Raw genomic sequence first — 15,994 nt, 5'->3', positions numbered from 1 at the left:
CACGAAGCACACGGAATATCACGGTTCGTTGTTGGTTCGCACGATTTGAGATTTTGCTAACCAGGTTTTGCGACTGCTGGAGATTGATGGTCAACGGCTCAGCGACCGGACGAATAACCTGACAAGTTCTACAGCTCACAAGCAGCTGCCGACATTTTGAGGTTCGACCGGTGCGGTTTTCATCTCGGAACAACGGACGAGCGTCCGGCACGATTCCGGATAGATTTGCGCAAGCCACACACTGTCAAAACCAAAGGTTGCAAAATTCGGGCTGGCCATAGATTTGAACTTGGGACCTACAAGTTAAAATTTGCTAATTTATGTTATGTAAAATCACAAATACGCACCGACACGTAACCTCAAATCACCCAATCTCCCCAGCCCGCCGATTCAAAAACTCCCGTTCCCGCTCGTTCTGCGCCATCTCCGCCGCGCGCTCAAACTCGACGCGCGCTTCCTCCCGACGCCCAAGCTTCGCCAGCAAATCAGCCCGCACGCTCGGCAGCCAGTGATAACTTTTCAACGCCGGAATCTCGCGCAACGTATCGACGATATCGAGCGCCGCCTGCGGTCCGTCCGCCATGCTCACCGCCACCGCGCGATTCAACGCGACCACCGGCGTCGGCGCGACCTGCATCAGCGCGTCGTAAAGCGTCACGATCATCCGCCAGTCGGTATCCGCGGCGGTCGATGCGCGGGCGTGACACGCCGCCAGCGCCGCCTGGAGCGCGTAGACGCCGCGCGCACCGCCCAGCGATGCGGATCGCGATAAAGCCGTCAAGCCGCGCCGGATCAGTAACGGATCCCAGCGGCTGCGATCCTGATCGGGCAACAACACCGGTCGTCCCTCGCGATCCACCCGCGCGCGGGTCCGTGAGGCTTGTATCTCCATCAGCGCGACAAGGCCGTGGACTTCGCTTTCTTCCGGCAGCAGTTCGGCCAGAATGCGCCCGAGCCGCAACGCGTCTTCGCAGAGCGCCGGACGCATCCAGTCGCTGCCGGCCGTCGCCGAATAGCCTTCGTTGAAGATCAGATAGATCACTTCGAGCACCGATGCCAGCCGCGTCGCGCGCGCATCGGCTTTCGGTACTTCGAACGGCACGCGCGCGGCCGACAGCGTCTTCTTCGCCCGCACGATCCGCTGTGCGATGGTCGGTTCCGGCGCCAGGAACGCGCGCGCGATTTCGTCCGTGGTGAGGCCGCCGATCAGGCGCAGCGTGAGCGCCGCGCGCGCATCGAGCGATAGCACCGGATGGCAGGCCGTGAAAATCAGCCGCAGCAGATCGTCACCGATATCGTCTTCACGCGCGGCATCGAGTGAATCGACGAAATCGGGCGTGATGTGAGCCTCCTGCGCTTCCATATCGTGGCCGAGTTCCTCTTGCTTGCGCGCGTGCAGCGCGTGTTGCCGCAAACGGTCGAGCGCCTTGTTTTTCGCGGTCGTCATCAGCCACGCTCCCGGCTTGTCCGGCACGCCGTCCACGCCCCAGTGTTCCAAAGCCGTGACGAACGCGTCCTGCGCGAGTTCTTCGGCCAGCGCGACGTCGCGCACCACGCGCGCCACGCTCGCGATCACCTTGGCGGATTCGATGCGCCACACCGCATCGATCGCGCGGCGGGCGGCTTCGTCTGCGTCGCGCGGACGCTCATGTGTCGCACTCACGCGGCTTCCGCGCTCATGTGCATCAGCTCCCAAATGTGGCCGTCGAGATCCTCGAAGCCATGGCCGTACATAAAGCCGTGGTCCTGCGGCGCGCGTGGCGCACGGCCGCCCGCCGCCACCGCGCGCGCCACCAGATCGTCCACTTCCGCCCTGCTCTCGCACGACAGACACACGAGCGTTTCGGTTTGCTTGTGCGCATCGACCAGCGGCTTTTCCGTGAAGGTCTGGAAGAACGGTTCGACGAGCAGCATCGCATAGATGTTTTCGCCGATCACGAGGCACGCGGCGTCGTCATTGGTGAAGTTCGAATCGAAATTCAGGCCGAGCGCTTTGAAGAAAGTCATCGAGCGTTTGAGATCGCGAACCGGCAGGTTCACGAAGATCTGCTTGTGCATGTCGCGTCGTCTCCGTCGAGTTTGTAACGATCAGGTAACTGCGCGTTTTTAGACTTCATTTCGCGAAGAAAGAGCCGTAAACGAAGCCTCACAAAGTTACCGCATCAGGGTAAGTACCCGGTCAAAAATAGCAAGGACCGATCTTCCGAACCTCGATGGTGCACCACTGCGCCGCCGGGCACGCGGCGGCAATTGCGACTGCCTCCTCGCGTGTTTCAACATTCAGCAGGAAAAAACCGCCGATCATTTCCTTGGCTTCGGCAAACGGGCCATCGACCACGCGTGTATCGCCTTTGATATTGGAAACACGCGCAGCATCGTTCAACGATGTGAGCGATTCGACCGCTTCCAGCACTCCGTCATTCCGCAATTTCTCTGCGAAATCAACCATTTGCGCATACGCTTGCTGTCCTTCTTCAGCAGTGCGCGACATGCGCTGGTCCACCGGTTCAATCACTAAAAGTAGGTAAGCCACCACAACCTCCTGAAAATTTTTTCAGACGACTCATTCAAAGGCACTGTTCCCGCAACGGCAATACTGACGTGCATTGAGCATTTCTTAAGACAATTAATTATTCGTCATACGTAACAAATTGTTGCTGCCTATTACATACAGTTACCGATGTTTCCAAGTAGGATTCGTCCGACGCATCGATGCAGCATAAGTGCGCCAGCGCACCGACTGTCTTTCCGTTACCGCCATCGGGTGTATTCCCTGATCGGCTCTCGCAGTTCTGAGTAGTTCCCATGTGCAGCAACCCTCCGCCGTCAACCATACCGCGGAGCGGACGTTTGCGCCCTCGTTTTCCGGCCCGGTCGGCCGAACATCGCGGGGCACGGCGCCAAGTTCTGGCCCGGACGGCGACAAGCGTTGCCGGACTTGGCCTGCCCCAATCCAACCCCGATGCCTACCGGCATCGCTGGGCGTCTTGAAAGACGCTCGGTCCATGTGCAGATGAACCGATGAAAAAGGCTCCTTTCCTCTTGTCGACGCTGGTCGTAGCGCTTGCCGGATGCGGCGGCGGCAGCGACGGCAATTCTCCCGCTTCCGTCACGAACGCTGGCACCGCCGGCAGCGCAAGCAGCGCCGCTGCGGCCTCCTCAGCTTCATCCGCCGCGCTCGCCAGCGCCGCCGATGTGACCACCCAGGCCGTCGCGAACGCGCAAGCCGCGCTGCGTATGACCTGCGCGCGTCCGGCAGTGTCGTCCGCATCGGGCGGTGACGGCCAGATTACCGTCGATACCCCCGGATCCGATGGCTCGCGCATGTATCAGACCGGCACGAAGATCCCCGTGGCGATCACCACGCGCGCCGGTTCCGCCGACACGCTCAAGTGGACCATCGCCGATTCCGTCGGCAAGACGGTCGCACAGGGCAGCTTCGCGGTGCCCGCCGTCGCCACGACAAACACGCTCACGTGTACTTCGTCGCTGGCCGGCTACTTCCAGGTCTCCGCCACGCTCGCCAACGCAGGCGGTCAGGTGCAGACATCGGGCACGCGCCCGAACGGTTTCGCCAGCTTCGGCGTGATCCCGAACCTGAGCGCCACGATTCCCGCCGTCACGTACGCGAAGCAAGAACAGCATCGCTTCGGTATGCAGGGCTTCAACGACAACGGCACCATGCTGAGCGCGCTCGGCATCACCTCGACGATCGACGATCGCCAGATGTCGGTGATGGAGCCGAACGGTCGCAACACGTTCAAGCCGACTGCAAACAACCTCGACTCGTTCTACACGTCGGGTCAGGTCATGCGTCTGGTGCGCCTCGACGGCATTCCGGGCTGGGCCAGCTCGCACGGTCTGAGCCCGGATTATGGCTATATCCCGAACGATCTGAGCTATTTCCAGAACTACATGCAGCGCGTGGGTCAGGAAACGGAATCGGTCCGCGGCAAGTACTACCCGACGATGTCGGCGAACTACTACCAGGTGACGTGGGAACCGTACATCCTCTGGAAGGATACCGATGCGAACTTCGTCGCGCTGTACAAGGCCGCGTATCAGGGCCTGCACGCGGGCGACAAGAACGCGGTCGTGATGGGCCCGGCCGAGCCGTTCCCGTCGCTGACGACGGATCGTCTGAAGCGCCTCGCGCCGCTCGGTTATGCGAACTATATCGATGGTATCGCCACGCACGGTTATTACGATGCAGGCACCTCGCCTTCGCATCCGCCTGAGCGTCACGACACGGATGCAAGCGCCGCCGATGCCGCGAACTCGCTGCGTAACGAAATGCGCAATCTGCGCGCCGAAATGCAGGCGGACTACAAGAAGAACATGAAGCTGTTCGTCACGGAAACGGGCATCAGCTACGACCTCGGTTCGAGCTACAGCCCGAACTATCCGTCGCCGAACATTCTGTACGCGCAAGGCGCGGTGGTAGCGCGCACGCACATCATCCTGCTGGGTGAAGGCGCGGATCAGACGTACGTGTTCTTCGGTCCGGACTTCCCGGGCGAAACCGGCTACGGCACGTTCTTCGATCTCGACAATCCGCAAGCCGCATTCGGCACGACCAATATCGCGCCGAAGCCGGCCGCCATGGAAGTCGCCGCGATGACGCGCATTCTGGACGGCACGACCACGCTCGGCCCGGTCAAGAGCACGCCGTCGGGTGTCTATGCGTACGGGTTCCAGCAGTTGAACAACGGTAAGGTCATCACTGCCGTGTGGACGCATAACAACGCGGTGTGGCCGGCGTCGAACGGCAATTTCAGCTCGACGTACAGCACCAACTACGCACTGACCGTCGATGCAGCCGGCACCAGCGGCACGGTCCAGTTGATCGATGCAATGGGTAACGTGTCGAACGTGAACTACACGAACGGCGCGGTCACGCTCAAGCTGACGGAAGCGCCGCAATACGTCGTCTCGACGAACGCGACGGTTTCGAAGGCGAACTCGACGGTGCCGACGGGTTACCTCGGCATGTAAGTCTGGTTCGAGTTGGATAAGGTGTGGAAGGCCCGAACGTCGCGCAGACGTCCGGGCCTTTTTTTGCTTTAAGCGTCTATCTCAATATTGACAGCCCCGCTCTCCTCCCGCGATACTTCGACACATGCACGCAGCCATCCTCTTCGCCATCGCCGCGATTAAAAACCGAATGAACGCCATCGACGGCGGGTCATCGGGAGCGTGTGTGCGCTAGCAAGAGAGGCAAACAATCGATTCCGAAGGCCCCGCCGCAAGACGGGGCCTTTTGTTTTTGATGCGTGCGCGGCCTTCCGTCTTCGGCTCAATGACACTGGAGAACAGGATGGAAGGCTTATCGTGGTTGAAGAAGCAGTCTGGTGCGCGCGTGGTCGTGTACGTCGATATCCACCCGCAACGCACCGTGTCGTGGCGCGTGCCACGCGATGCGGAATTGCGCATCGGTGAAGGCCGCGTGTGGCTGACACGTCATCAGGAATCCTACGATTACTTTCTGATGCCCGGCGATGTGGTGCGCCTGTCGCGCGGCGAGCGCGTATGGATTTCAGCGGATGGCGAGCACAAGGTCGAGGTTTCGCTGACGTCGTATCGCAAGCCGGTGCAGCGCTGGTTCACGCGTTGGCTCATCCCGAACGCGATCTGAACCTCAAGGCGCGACGCACTTGAAACTCGCCGCGACATTCAGACTGCCCTTGCCTGAATATCGCGGACAGTTCGGATACCGACAGATCGGCCGCGTCCGTCCGTTGGTGGCCGACGCAATATCGCTGCCGATCAGCGTCTCCGGCGCGACGCCGTTGGTCACCCAGTCGTCGAGCGCGCCGAGTTCGTCCCATGCGGGTTGAAACACGCCGTTGCCGTGCTGAAAACCGGGCACCATGTACAGGCGCATGAAGGCATCGACCTTGGCTTGTCCGTAATGCTCGATCAGCGCGTTATAGAACGCGATGGTCTGATTCGGGCTGATCACTTCATCGGACAGACCGTGCATGGCGATCAGCTTGCCGCCGTGCGCGATAAACGCGGTGAAATCCGGGTTCATCGCGCCGACCGTGTACGCGAGCGTGATAAGCCGTTGCGTGTAGCGACCCGGATCGTCGATATCGAAGTTCAGCGAGTTGAAGTTGAGATCGCGCGTGACGAAGTGGCGGATATACGCGTCGCCCTGTGCGAAGAGATAGCCGTTGGCCGCGAAGCTCGGCGGATTGACGAGCGTGGGTGAATCGCCGAGACCGAGCGTGCTGGTGAAATCCACGCCCTGAAACACGTTGTAGCCGGGGTACGTGTCCACGTTGTATGCGAGCGGATACTTCATCTTCACGCCGTCGCGCAGGAGTTGAAGCGTGTCGAGTTGCGCATCGGACAGGCAGCTATCGCGCAGGGACGGCCGCTGGCCATTCGCGCATCGCAATGACGCGATGATCTGCGGCTCCAGCTTCCTGCACGCCTCCACGTTACTGACGATGCCATCCGCCGCGCCGTCGAGCTTGTCGCATTGCTGCATGACCGTTTCGAACACGCGACGCTGCTGCGCCAATCCGACGAAACCGCCCGGCTTCGAATACGACGCCTGCCCGACCAGCACGCCCATCAGCCGCACGCCGGAAAAGTTGATGGCCGGTGCATTGGCGATCACGCCGTCGTAATCGTTCGGAAAGCGTTCGATCACGGTGAAGCCTTCGCGCCCGCCCGTCGATCCGCCCGCGAAATACGTCTTCTCGGGATTGCGCCCGTAACCCATCTGAATCAGCGCGAGCGCCACATCGCGTGTTTTCTTCAGATGCCCGAAACCGAAGTTGACGATGGCTTCGTCGTTGGTGGCGAAGTCCGCGCGGCCTGCGTTGCCCGCGTGGCCCGAGTCGGAGCCGAAAGTCGCGTAGCCGCGCGCGAGCGGCGTGGAGTCCGGCGCGAAGGACATCGGCTCGGTGCCGGAAACGATCGTGCCGTTGTAACCGCCGCCGCCCATCTGCAAGGCGCGGCCGTTCCAGCGGCTCGGCAGATTCACTTCGAAGCGGATATCGGGCGTGCTGTCCTGCAAGGCGCGGATATAGCCGGTGATGCGGCAATACTCGCCGTTCCGATTCCCCGGCGCGGCCGCCTTGATGACCGTCGCGCTGAACACGGTCGCGCCGCGCGTCGGCAAACCGATGATCGATGGCGGCACGCTCTTGCCGTCGAGGTCTTCGCAATGCTTGGTCAGATACGTCGCGGCATGCGCGGACGCGAGCGGCATCAGCGCGGCGATCAGAAGCGCGCAGAGGCGGATGAATCGAAACAAGCGAAAGGAACGAAAGCGACGCACGACGCGGACGAAGACGTTGAAAGTGAATGCTTCAAAACGCCGCTCAATATATAAGAAGCGTCCTCTTATCGCCATTCGGTATGGCCGGAAGTTGCAGCAACACAACCCGGCGTTGCACATTGCGCGCCTGCTATTTACTCGCCGTCCCACTCGCCGCGCAGGTCGCTGTTTTCGAGTAGCTGAAGCAGCGTTTCGGCGGGACGGCTCAGATGTTTCGCACCAAACGCGATGAACTCCACTTCCGGCAATTCCGGCAAATCCGCGCGATTCACCGGCGGCGCCAGCCCGCGCCCGGCCAGAAAATGCGATCGCACCGTCAGCCCCAACCCGCCCCGCGCCGCAGCGATACACCCCGCGTGGCTGCTGCTGGTGCAGACGATCTGCCAGCTCGCGCCGGTCATCGCCAGCGTGTCGAGCACGACGCCGCGCGTGACGCTCGGCTCCGCGACCAGAATCAGCGGCAGCGGCTGCGTGATATCAACAACCGTTTCCGGCTTGGCGAGCCATTCCAGACGGCCGCGAAACAGCCGCGTGCCGCGCGCATCGCCTAAACGGCGTTTGCCGACGGCGAGGTCCAGTTCGCCCGCATCGACCAGTTGGTAAAGGCGTCCGGTCATGCCGATGGTGATTTCCAGTTCCACGTCCGGATGTGTGTCGCGGAACGCCGCCAGCACGCTCGGCAGCGGCCCCAGCGCCAGATCGTCTGATGAACCTAGTCGCACGCGGCCGCGCAGCCGTGGCGAATCGAATTGCGATTGAGCATGCGCCATGGCGTCGAGGATCACGCGGGCGTGGATCAGCATGGCTTCGCCGTCGGCGGTGAGCGCCAGCGAATGCGTGTCGCGCACGAAAAGCCGTCGCCCGACGCTCTCTTCCAGGCGTCTAATATGCTCGGAGACACTCGATTGCCTCAGGCCGAGCTTAGTGCCTGCATCGGTAAAGCTCTGCGACGTGGCCGCCGTCGCGAAGGTATTCAGCCAGACTGGATTCAGCATGACGACATTGTGATCGGTATATCCGATTGCAGTCAATGTGGTTAGCGGGCTTCCCGATAGCAAGCCAAGTCATTAAGATTTCACACATGGCGCGATAACGCTGCTTTCAGCACGACTTTCAGCACGATTTCAGCAACATTCAACCGACAACATGATGCAAAAGTCCCCGCACACGGCACTGCTCTGGATCGTCGCCGTGGGCTTTTTTATGCAGGCGCTCGACACGACTATCGTGAATACGGCGCTGCCTTCCATCGCGCGCGAGCTGCACGCCGCGCCGCTCGCGATGCAATCCATCGTCGTCGCCTACACGCTCACGATGGCGCTGCTCACGCCCGCTTCCGGCTGGCTGGCCGACCGATTTGGCACGCGGCGCGTGTACTTCATTTCCATCGCGCTGTTTGTGATCGGATCGCTGGCCTGCGCGAACGCGCATACGCTGAATCAACTGGTGCTGGCGCGCGTGCTGCAAGGCATCGGCGGATCGATGCTGCTGCCGATCGGCCGTCTCGCCGTACTGCGCACCGTCACCGGCGAAGCCTACGTCTCCGCCCTCGCGATGATTTCCGTCGCCGGGCAAGTCGGCCCGATCCTCGGCCCGACGCTCGGCGGCTGGTTCGTCGAATCGTTCTCGTGGCACTGGATCTTTCTGATCAACGTGCCGATCGGCGTAATCGGTCTGTATGCCGCGCAGCGCTTTCTCCCCAACGATGCCGTCCACGATGCGCCGCCTTTCGATTTCGTCGGCTGCGGGCTGCTGTCGCTGTGCATGGTGTCGTTCTCGCTGGCGCTGGATTCACCGGTGCAAACGCATCGCGGCGTGGTATCGGCGATTTTGTTCGTGGTCGCGGCGATATCCGCCTTCGCCTACATTCCGTACGCGCGGCGCAAGCGCAATCCGCTGTTCGACCTCGCGCTGTTCCGCGAGCCGAACTTCAGCGTCGGTCTGATCGGCAATCTGCTGTGCCGGATCGGATCGAGCGCGGTGCCGTTCTTGCTGCCGCTCCTGATGCAACTCGAGCTCGGCTACACGCCGCTTCACTCCGGTCTGATGATGATTCCGATTGCGCTCGCGGGCACGCTGAGCAAGCGCTGGATCGCGCAGTTGGTGAAGCGCTACGGTTACGACACCTTCCTGATGGTGAACACGGTGTTGGTGGGCGCGTCGATCGTCGCGTTCGCGGCGTTTTCGCCGTCCTTCCCGCTGATCGCCGAAATCGCCATTCTCGCCGTGTTCGGCGCGTGCAATTCGATGCAGTTCGCCGCGATGAACAGCGTCACGCTTAAAGGCTTGTCGATTAAGGACGCCGGCAGCGGCAACAGTCTGTTCTCGATGGTGCAGATGCTGGCCATCGGTCTGGGCGTGTCGATCGGCGGATCGCTGGTGCAGGTGTTCGAAGGCCAGTTCGGCAATGCCGCGATCGGTTTCAAGCTGAGCTTCGTGTGCATGGGCGTGGTGACCTTGTTGTCGGGCGCGGTGTTTCGTCGGCTGGATCGGCCGCGACCAAGTGCGGCGGCGGCGCCGGCTGCACGATAAAAGCAAAGCCGGGATACTGTTCGTTTTTCCCCACTCGGAATTCGGAGCGCAACCGTGGAATACCGCAAATTCGGCAATACCGGTCTCACCGTCTCGCGTCTCACCCTCGGCACCATGACGTTCGGCTTGCAAAGCGAGGAAGACGTATCGCGCCAAATCATGGATCGCGCGGCGGACGCGGGCGTGAATTTTATCGATACAGCGAACGTCTACCCGCTCGGCGCGGGCTATGACATTGCCGGACGCACGGAGGAAATCGTCGGTCGATGGCTGAAAGGCAAGCGCGATCAATACATTCTCGCCACCAAGGCCGTGCATGAAATGGGACCGCTTTCGTGGCAGAAAGGCGCGTCCAGAAAGCACTTGCTCGATGCCATCGATGCCTCGCTCAAGCGCCTCGACACCGATTACGTCGATCTTTACCAACTCCACAACGACGATCGCGATACGCCCATCGACGAGATGCTGGAAGCGCTGGATATCATCGTGAAGCAAGGCAAGGCGCGGTATATCGGCGTATCGAACTATCTGGCTTATCGGCTGGCGCGCGCGCTCGGACGCGCGGACGTGTTGCGCACGGCGCGTTTCGTCTCGATACAGCCGCGCTATAACCTGCTGTTCCGCCAGATCGAACGCGAGCTGCTGCCGCTGGCGACCGAAGAAGGTCTGGCCGTGATTCCGTACAACCCGCTCGCGGGCGGCTTGCTGACCGGCAAGCACAAGCACGACGCCAAGCCGGAAGCCGGCCGCTTTACCGATACCGTCGGCAAGGCCGGCGCGATGTACGCGCAACGCTACTGGCACGAGCGCGAGTTTCACACCATCGAGAAGATCAAGGAAATCGTCGAACCGACCGGCCGCTCGATGCTGAGCACGTCGCTGGCGTGGGTGCTGGCGAATCCGGCGGTGACCTCGGCGATCATCGGCGCGAGCCGTCCCGATCAACTCGATGAAACCCTCGCCACCATCGACACGCCGCTCGATCCCGAGATCAAGTCGAAACTCGACGATGCCACCGTCGAATATCGCTGGGGCGATGCCTTGCGTTAATCAGGCGCTGCGCGCCGCCTTCGCCCAGAAGATGCTTTCGGCCGAATACAGCAGCAGCGCGGCCCAGATCGCGCCGTAGCCGATCAACTGATCGTGGCCGAAGAACTCGCCGTAGATCAGCACGCCGATCAGCAATTGCAGCGACGGCGTGATGTATTGAATGAGGCCGAGCATCGACAAGGGAATGCGGCGCGCGCCCGCCGCGAACAAAAGCAGCGGCACGGCCGTCACCGGCCCTGCTGCTGCCAGCAACAACTTCACGCCTAGCGATGCTTCCATGAAGCCGCTGCCGCCGTGCGCGTTCAGGAAATACAGATACAGCAACGCGACCGGGCACAGAATCATGGTTTCGAGCGTCAGCCCTTCCAGCGCCCCGAGCGATGCCGTCTTGCGCAGCAAGCCATATCCGCCAAACGTCAGCGCAAGCGCAAAGCTGATCCACGGCGGCGCGCCATTCACGATGGTCAGCCACACCACGCCCGCCGCCGCAATCACCACCGCAATCCACTGCACGGGCCGCAGCCGCTCGTGCAAAAACGCCATGCCGAACAACACGTTCACGAGCGGATTGATGAAGTAACCCAAACTCGCCTCGACGATGTGCCCCGCGTTCACCGCCCAGATATAAAGCCCCCAGTTCGACGACAACAGCACCGCGCTCGCCGCGAAACGCACGAGCAGACGTTTGTCACGCATCACCGGCACGATCCACTGCCATTTGCGCAGCACGGTCAGCACGATCAGCAGAAAAATCATCGACCACGCCATGCGGTGCGCGAGCATTTCTATCGGGCTGATCGAATGCAAGGCTTTGAAGTAAATCGGAAAAAGGCCCCAGATGGCAAAGGCCGCGAACGCGTAGACGACGCCAGGATTCATAGTTCGATACGTTGTGCGAACGCCGGTTGGGTGCATCGCACCGGAAGGCATTCGCAAGGAATGGATGCCGGATTTTAGTCGACGCGGTGTGCGTCGCTGTAATGCCGATCGAACCCTTTCCGATATCTGGGCTCGAATCAGAACGATGCGGCACGCCACGTGCTATATCCGCCCGTTCTCCTCGCCGTTCTCATCGACTCGAATCAGTTATGAAAGACGAAATCGTTCATCAGAAATTTTTCCATCTGCTGTTGCTGATCGTGACGGTGGCGCTGGCCTGGGTGCTGTTGCCGTTCTTCGGCGCGATCTTCTGGGGCGCGATTCTCGCCATCCTGTTCCAGCCGATGCAGCGTTATCTCGCCGCGCGCTTCGGCAAACGCCGCAATCTCGCCGCACTAACGACGCTGGGCGTCACGATTCTGATCGTTATCATTCCGCTGGCGATCGTCGCGGTGACGCTGGTGCAGGAAATCGCCTTTGCGTACGCGCAGATCAAATCCGGCGAGTGGAATTTCGGGCTGTACTTTCAGCACATCCTTCAGGCGCTGCCGAATTCCGCGCAACAACTGCTCGGTCGATACGGCTTGACGGATATTGGCGGCATCCAGCGCAAGCTGATGGACGGCGCATCGGCGATCAGCCAGTTTGCGGCGGCGCAGGCCTTGTCGATTGGTCAGAACACGTTCCAGTTCGTGGTGAGCTTCGGCGTGATGCTGTACCTCGTGTTCTTTCTGCTGCGTGATGGCGGCGAGATCGGCCGGCGCATCCGCCGCGCGATTCCGCTCGATGCGGAGCCGAAGCAGCATCTGATCGCCAAGTTCACGACGGTTGTGCGCGCGACGGTGAAGGGAAATATCGCAGTGGCCGCGGTGCAGGGTTTTCTGGGCGGGCTGATCTTCTGGATTCTCGGCATCAACGGATCACTGCTGTGGGGCGTGCTGATGGCGTTTCTGTCGCTGCTGCCGGCAGTTGGCGCGGCGATCATCTGGGTGCCGGCTGCGCTCTACTTCTTTATGACGGGCGCGGTATGGAAGGGAATTATTTTGGTCGCGTTCTGCGTGGTCGTCATCGGTCTCGTCGATAACCTGCTGCGACCTTTGCTGGTCGGCAAGGATACGAAGATGCCCGATTGGGTCGTGCTGATTTCCACGCTCGGCGGGATGGCGCTGTTCGGGATCAATGGATTTGTGATCGGGCCGCTGGTGGCTGCGTTGTTTATGGCGAGTTGGGATATTTTTACGCAGGATGAGGAAGATCGGCAGCCATAAAAGAAAACCGGCTCGCAAGAGCCGGTTTTTCGTTCAGCGCGGCGTCGGCGCCGTATACCTACACTCGAACCGCTTCCTCACCGTCCCGTTCTCATCCACGCTTTCCAGATAAACATCGAACTGCCACAAGCGCGCCATGTGCTTGAGCACTTCATCGCTGTCGTTGGAAAGATGCCGGTTATCGGTCATGAAGTGACGCAGCGTCAGACTTCGGTCGCCGCGCGTATTCACCGAATACACCTGAATATTCGGCTCGCGATGATGAATATCGTATTGCCGCGACAAAGCCTGCCGCACATAACGATACCCGCTGCCATCGTGAATCGCCGATACTTCCAGCGCATCGCGCATATCGTCGTCAAGGATCGAGAACAGGCGCATTTCGCGGATCAGATGCGGTGATAAATACTGCGCGATAAAGCTCTCGTCCTTGAAGTTGCGCATCGCATAGTGCAAGGACTCCAGCCAGTCGCTGCCTGCCAGTTCCGGGAACCACTCGCGATCTTCATCGGTCGGGTTTTCGCAGATGCGGCGAATATCGCTCATCATCGAAAAGCCGAGTGCGTACGGATTGATGCCGCTGTAATACGGCTTCGTGACCGGCGGCTGATACACCACATTCGAATGCGAATGCAGAAACTCCATCATGAAGCCGTCTTCGAGCCGGCCTTCGTTATAGAGCGTATTGAGCAGCGTGTAATGCCAAAACGTCGCCCAGCCTTCGTTCATCACCTGCGTTTGCCGCTGCGGATAAAAATACTGTCCGACCTTGCGCACGATACGAATCACCTCGCGCTCCCAAGGCTCAAGCAGCGGCGCATTCTTCTCCGCGAAGTACAACAAATTCTCCTGCGGCTCCGGCGGATATCGGCTCTCGATTTCTTCCTGCGACTGCTCTTTGCCCTTCGGCAAGGTGCGCCACAGTTCATTCACCTGCGATTGCAGATACGCCTCACGCTCCCGACGCATCGCCGCTTCCTTCGCCAGCGACAGCTTCTGCGGACGCTTGTAGCGATCCACGCCATAGTTCATCAGCGCATGACACGAATCGAGCAACTCTTCGACGCGATCCAACCCAAACCGCTCCTCGCACTCCGCGATGTAATTCTTCGCATACACGAGGTAATCGATGATCGCGTGCGCATCCGTCCACAGGCGGAACAGATAATTGCCTTTGAAAAACGAGTTATGCCCGTACGCCGCGTGAGCGATCACGAGCGCCTGCATCGTCATGGTGTTTTCTTCCATGAGATACGCGATACAGGGATTGGAATTAATGACGATTTCGTACGCAAGGCCCATCTGCCCGCGCCGATAACCCTTCTCGGTCGAGAGAAAGTGCTTGCCGAACGACCAGTGCCGATAATTCACCGGCATGCCGACCGACGCGTACGCATCCATCATCTGCTCGGAACTGATGATTTCGAGCTGAATGGGATAAGTATCGAGTCCGTACCGATTCGCGACGCGCGAAATCTCCGCGTCGTACTCTTCGATCAGTTCGATACTCCAGTCCGACGGGCACGGCAGAGGCCGTTTTTCCGCAACATTCATTCTGCCTTCCTTCTGCGCCGCTGCCGACGCATTGCGTTGCCCCGCCTCGGGACCCAGCCGGGCAGCACGATCGTCCGTGCTCTCCAGATGATATCCACGCGCTTCGTTGTTCGACTGTCTTGGACTCATGCCGCCGCCTGTTGCTTTTCGAAAAGCTCTCGGAAGACCGGATAAATATCCGCTGCCGAGTCGACTTTTTTCATCGCAAGTTCAGGCGCGCCGAGTGCCAGTTGAGCATACTCCAACCAGAGATTTTGCTCCTCTGGCGCCACTTGTATATAAGCAAAATACCGCACCTTCGGCAGGATATCGTCGGAGAGGAGCTTGCGGCATTTCGGGGAATCGTCGGTCCAGTTGTCGCCGTCCGAGGCCTGCGCGCCGTAGATATTCCATTCGCTCGGCGAGTAGCGCTCGTCCATAATCTTCTTCATCAGTTCGAGCGCGCTCGACACCACCGTGCCGCCGCTTTCGGTCGAATGGAAGAAGGTGTCTTCGTCCACTTCCTCGGCGCGCGTGTGATGGCGGATGAACACCACTTCGATCTTCTCGTAGTTCCGCTGCAGGAACAGGTACAGGAGAATGAAGAAGCGTTTCGACAAGTCCTTGCGCTGCTCGTCCATCGAACCGGAGACGTCCATCAGGCAGAACATGACGGCCTTGCTCGATGGCGTCGGTTGCTTCACGCGGTTGATATAGCGCAGATCGAATGGATCGATGAAAGGAATACGCGTGATGCGCCCTTGCATGACCACGATCTCGGCTTCCAGCCGCGCGATTTCCTCGGCGTCGCCCTTCTCTTCCTTCAGTTGTTCGAGCTGGCGCTCCATCTCGCGCAACTGCGCCGCGAGCGGAAAACCCAAAGCGATCCGACGTCCCAACGCGCTGCGCAGCGAACGCACGACGTCGATATTGTTCGGCGTGCCTTCCGCCGACCAACCCGCGCGTACGTTTTTCCATGTCGGCACGGCAAGCAGTTGGGTTTTGACGAGGCGTGGCAATTCGAGGTCGTCGAAAAAGTACTGCATGAATTCTTCGCGCGACAGTTCGAAAACGAAGTCGTCCTGCCCTTCGCCCTCGTTGCTGGCGCTTTTTCCGCCGCCACCCGCACCGCCTGGCGGACGCGGAATCTTGTCGCCGCGAATGTAATCAGCATTGCCCGGATGGACGTACTCGCGCTTGCCGCCCGGTCCGTGTCGGAACGATGGCTCGGAGATGTCCTTCTTGGGAATGGTGATGCTCTGAGTACTCTGGATGTCTTTGATACTGCGATCGCGCACCGCGTCGGAAACCGCGCGGCGAATATAACTCTTGACGCGACGCAGAAAGCGCTCGCGATTGGCGATGCTCTTGTTCTTACCGGCTAATCGGCGGTCGATGATCTGGTGCAGCACATTCAGTCTCCCGCGTTATTGGCGAG

General features: G+C 60.3%; 13 protein-coding genes. 5 read left to right on the top strand and 8 right to left on the bottom strand.

Annotated elements, in window-relative coordinates:
* Nucleotides 1-364: 364 nt before the first annotated feature.
* The 3 genes from P7F28_RS20130 to P7F28_RS20120 all read right to left on the bottom strand — a co-directional run bounded on the left by P7F28_RS20130 (nt 365) and on the right by P7F28_RS20120 (nt 2,533).
* Nucleotides 365-1,663: an RNA polymerase sigma factor gene (locus P7F28_RS20130; RefSeq protein ID WP_277186349.1), complete on the bottom strand. Its 1,299-nt coding sequence runs from the start codon at nt 1,661-1,663 to the stop codon at nt 365-367.
* Nucleotides 1,660-2,058, bottom strand: coding sequence for a VOC family protein (locus P7F28_RS20125; RefSeq protein ID WP_277186348.1), 399 nt, complete (start codon nt 2,056-2,058; stop codon nt 1,660-1,662). Before P7F28_RS20125 ends, P7F28_RS20130 begins: the two co-directional genes overlap by 4 nt.
* 121 nt (nt 2,059-2,179) lie before the next feature.
* Nucleotides 2,180-2,533, bottom strand: a complete 354-nt coding sequence (locus P7F28_RS20120; protein ID WP_277186347.1) for a YciI family protein — start codon at nt 2,531-2,533, stop codon at nt 2,180-2,182.
* A gap of 488 nt (nt 2,534-3,021) precedes the next feature.
* On the opposite strand from P7F28_RS20120, the gene P7F28_RS20115 reads away from it, so the two are divergent.
* Together P7F28_RS20115 and P7F28_RS20110 are read left to right on the top strand one after the other, a co-directional pair.
* The gene (locus tag P7F28_RS20115; RefSeq protein WP_277186346.1) at nt 3,022-4,995 is read left to right on the top strand and encodes a hypothetical protein; all 1,974 of its coding nucleotides are present in this window, start codon (nt 3,022-3,024) and stop codon (nt 4,993-4,995) included.
* 322 nt (nt 4,996-5,317) lie between these two features.
* The gene (locus P7F28_RS20110; protein WP_277186345.1) at nt 5,318-5,635 is read left to right on the top strand and encodes a DUF2917 domain-containing protein; all 318 of its coding nucleotides are present in this window, start codon (nt 5,318-5,320) and stop codon (nt 5,633-5,635) included.
* Nucleotides 5,636-5,638: 3 nt separating this feature from the next.
* Here the strand turns inward: P7F28_RS20110 and P7F28_RS20105 are convergent, their stop codons facing one another.
* Both P7F28_RS20105 and P7F28_RS20100 read right to left on the bottom strand, forming a co-directional pair.
* Complete coding sequence (locus P7F28_RS20105) at nt 5,639-7,225, bottom strand: tannase/feruloyl esterase family alpha/beta hydrolase (protein WP_277186352.1); 1,587 nt, start codon at nt 7,223-7,225, stop codon at nt 5,639-5,641.
* A 203-nt stretch (nt 7,226-7,428) separates the two neighbouring features.
* Complete coding sequence (locus P7F28_RS20100; RefSeq protein WP_277186344.1) at nt 7,429-8,289, bottom strand: LysR family transcriptional regulator; 861 nt, start codon at nt 8,287-8,289, stop codon at nt 7,429-7,431.
* A 100-nt stretch (nt 8,290-8,389) separates the two neighbouring features.
* Here P7F28_RS20100 and P7F28_RS20095 point away from each other — a divergent pair, with 100 nt between their 5' ends.
* Both P7F28_RS20095 and P7F28_RS20090 read left to right on the top strand, forming a co-directional pair.
* Nucleotides 8,390-9,826 (top strand): DHA2 family efflux MFS transporter permease subunit, encoded by a 1,437-nt coding sequence (locus P7F28_RS20095; RefSeq protein ID WP_277186351.1) that lies wholly within the window; start codon nt 8,390-8,392, stop codon nt 9,824-9,826.
* 54 nt (nt 9,827-9,880) lie between these two features.
* Complete coding sequence (locus P7F28_RS20090) at nt 9,881-10,876, top strand: aldo/keto reductase (RefSeq protein ID WP_277186343.1); 996 nt, start codon at nt 9,881-9,883, stop codon at nt 10,874-10,876.
* Here the strand turns inward: P7F28_RS20090 and rarD are convergent, their stop codons facing one another.
* Nucleotides 10,877-11,755, bottom strand: coding sequence for an EamA family transporter RarD (gene rarD / locus P7F28_RS20085; protein ID WP_277186342.1), 879 nt, complete (start codon nt 11,753-11,755; stop codon nt 10,877-10,879).
* Nucleotides 11,756-11,964: 209 nt separating this feature from the next.
* On the opposite strand from rarD, the gene P7F28_RS20080 reads away from it, so the two are divergent.
* Nucleotides 11,965-13,023: an AI-2E family transporter gene (locus tag P7F28_RS20080; protein WP_277186341.1), complete on the top strand. Its 1,059-nt coding sequence runs from the start codon at nt 11,965-11,967 to the stop codon at nt 13,021-13,023.
* 33 nt (nt 13,024-13,056) lie between these two features.
* On the opposite strand, the gene P7F28_RS20075 is transcribed toward P7F28_RS20080, so the two are convergent.
* Nucleotides 13,057-14,706, bottom strand: a complete 1,650-nt coding sequence (locus P7F28_RS20075) for a SpoVR family protein (RefSeq protein ID WP_277186340.1) — start codon at nt 14,704-14,706, stop codon at nt 13,057-13,059.
* Entirely contained in the window at nt 14,703-15,968 is a 1,266-nt protein-coding gene (locus tag P7F28_RS20070; protein ID WP_277186339.1) for a YeaH/YhbH family protein, read from the bottom strand. The genes P7F28_RS20075 and P7F28_RS20070 overlap by 4 nt, the downstream gene beginning before the upstream one ends.
* Between the last annotated feature and the right edge of the window lie 26 nt (nt 15,969-15,994).

The organism is Caballeronia sp. BR00000012568055 (assembly GCF_029439455.1).
In the GTDB taxonomy this organism is placed as follows: Bacteria; Pseudomonadota; Gammaproteobacteria; order Burkholderiales; family Burkholderiaceae; genus Caballeronia.
Note: the sequence above shows the minus strand (reverse complement) of the source record. Positions and strands in the feature narration are given on the sequence as shown.

Excerpts from the sequence above, each read along its gene's own strand:
- P7F28_RS20075 (WP_277186340.1), bottom strand. The coding sequence starts at position 14,706 with ATGAGTCCAAGACAGTCGAACAACGAAGCGCGTGGATATCATCTGGAG.
- P7F28_RS20125 (WP_277186348.1), bottom strand. The coding sequence starts at position 2,058 with ATGCACAAGCAGATCTTCGTGAACCTGCCGGTTCGCGATCTCAAACGC.
- P7F28_RS20100 (WP_277186344.1), bottom strand. The coding sequence starts at position 8,289 with ATGCTGAATCCAGTCTGGCTGAATACCTTCGCGACGGCGGCCACGTCG.
- rarD (WP_277186342.1), bottom strand. The coding sequence starts at position 11,755 with ATGAATCCTGGCGTCGTCTACGCGTTCGCGGCCTTTGCCATCTGGGGC.
- P7F28_RS20080 (WP_277186341.1), top strand. The coding sequence starts at position 11,965 with ATGAAAGACGAAATCGTTCATCAGAAATTTTTCCATCTGCTGTTGCTG.
- P7F28_RS20105 (WP_277186352.1), bottom strand. The coding sequence starts at position 7,225 with ATGCCGCTCGCGTCCGCGCATGCCGCGACGTATCTGACCAAGCATTGC.
- P7F28_RS20115 (WP_277186346.1), top strand. The coding sequence starts at position 3,022 with ATGAAAAAGGCTCCTTTCCTCTTGTCGACGCTGGTCGTAGCGCTTGCC.
- P7F28_RS20110 (WP_277186345.1), top strand. The coding sequence starts at position 5,318 with ATGGAAGGCTTATCGTGGTTGAAGAAGCAGTCTGGTGCGCGCGTGGTC.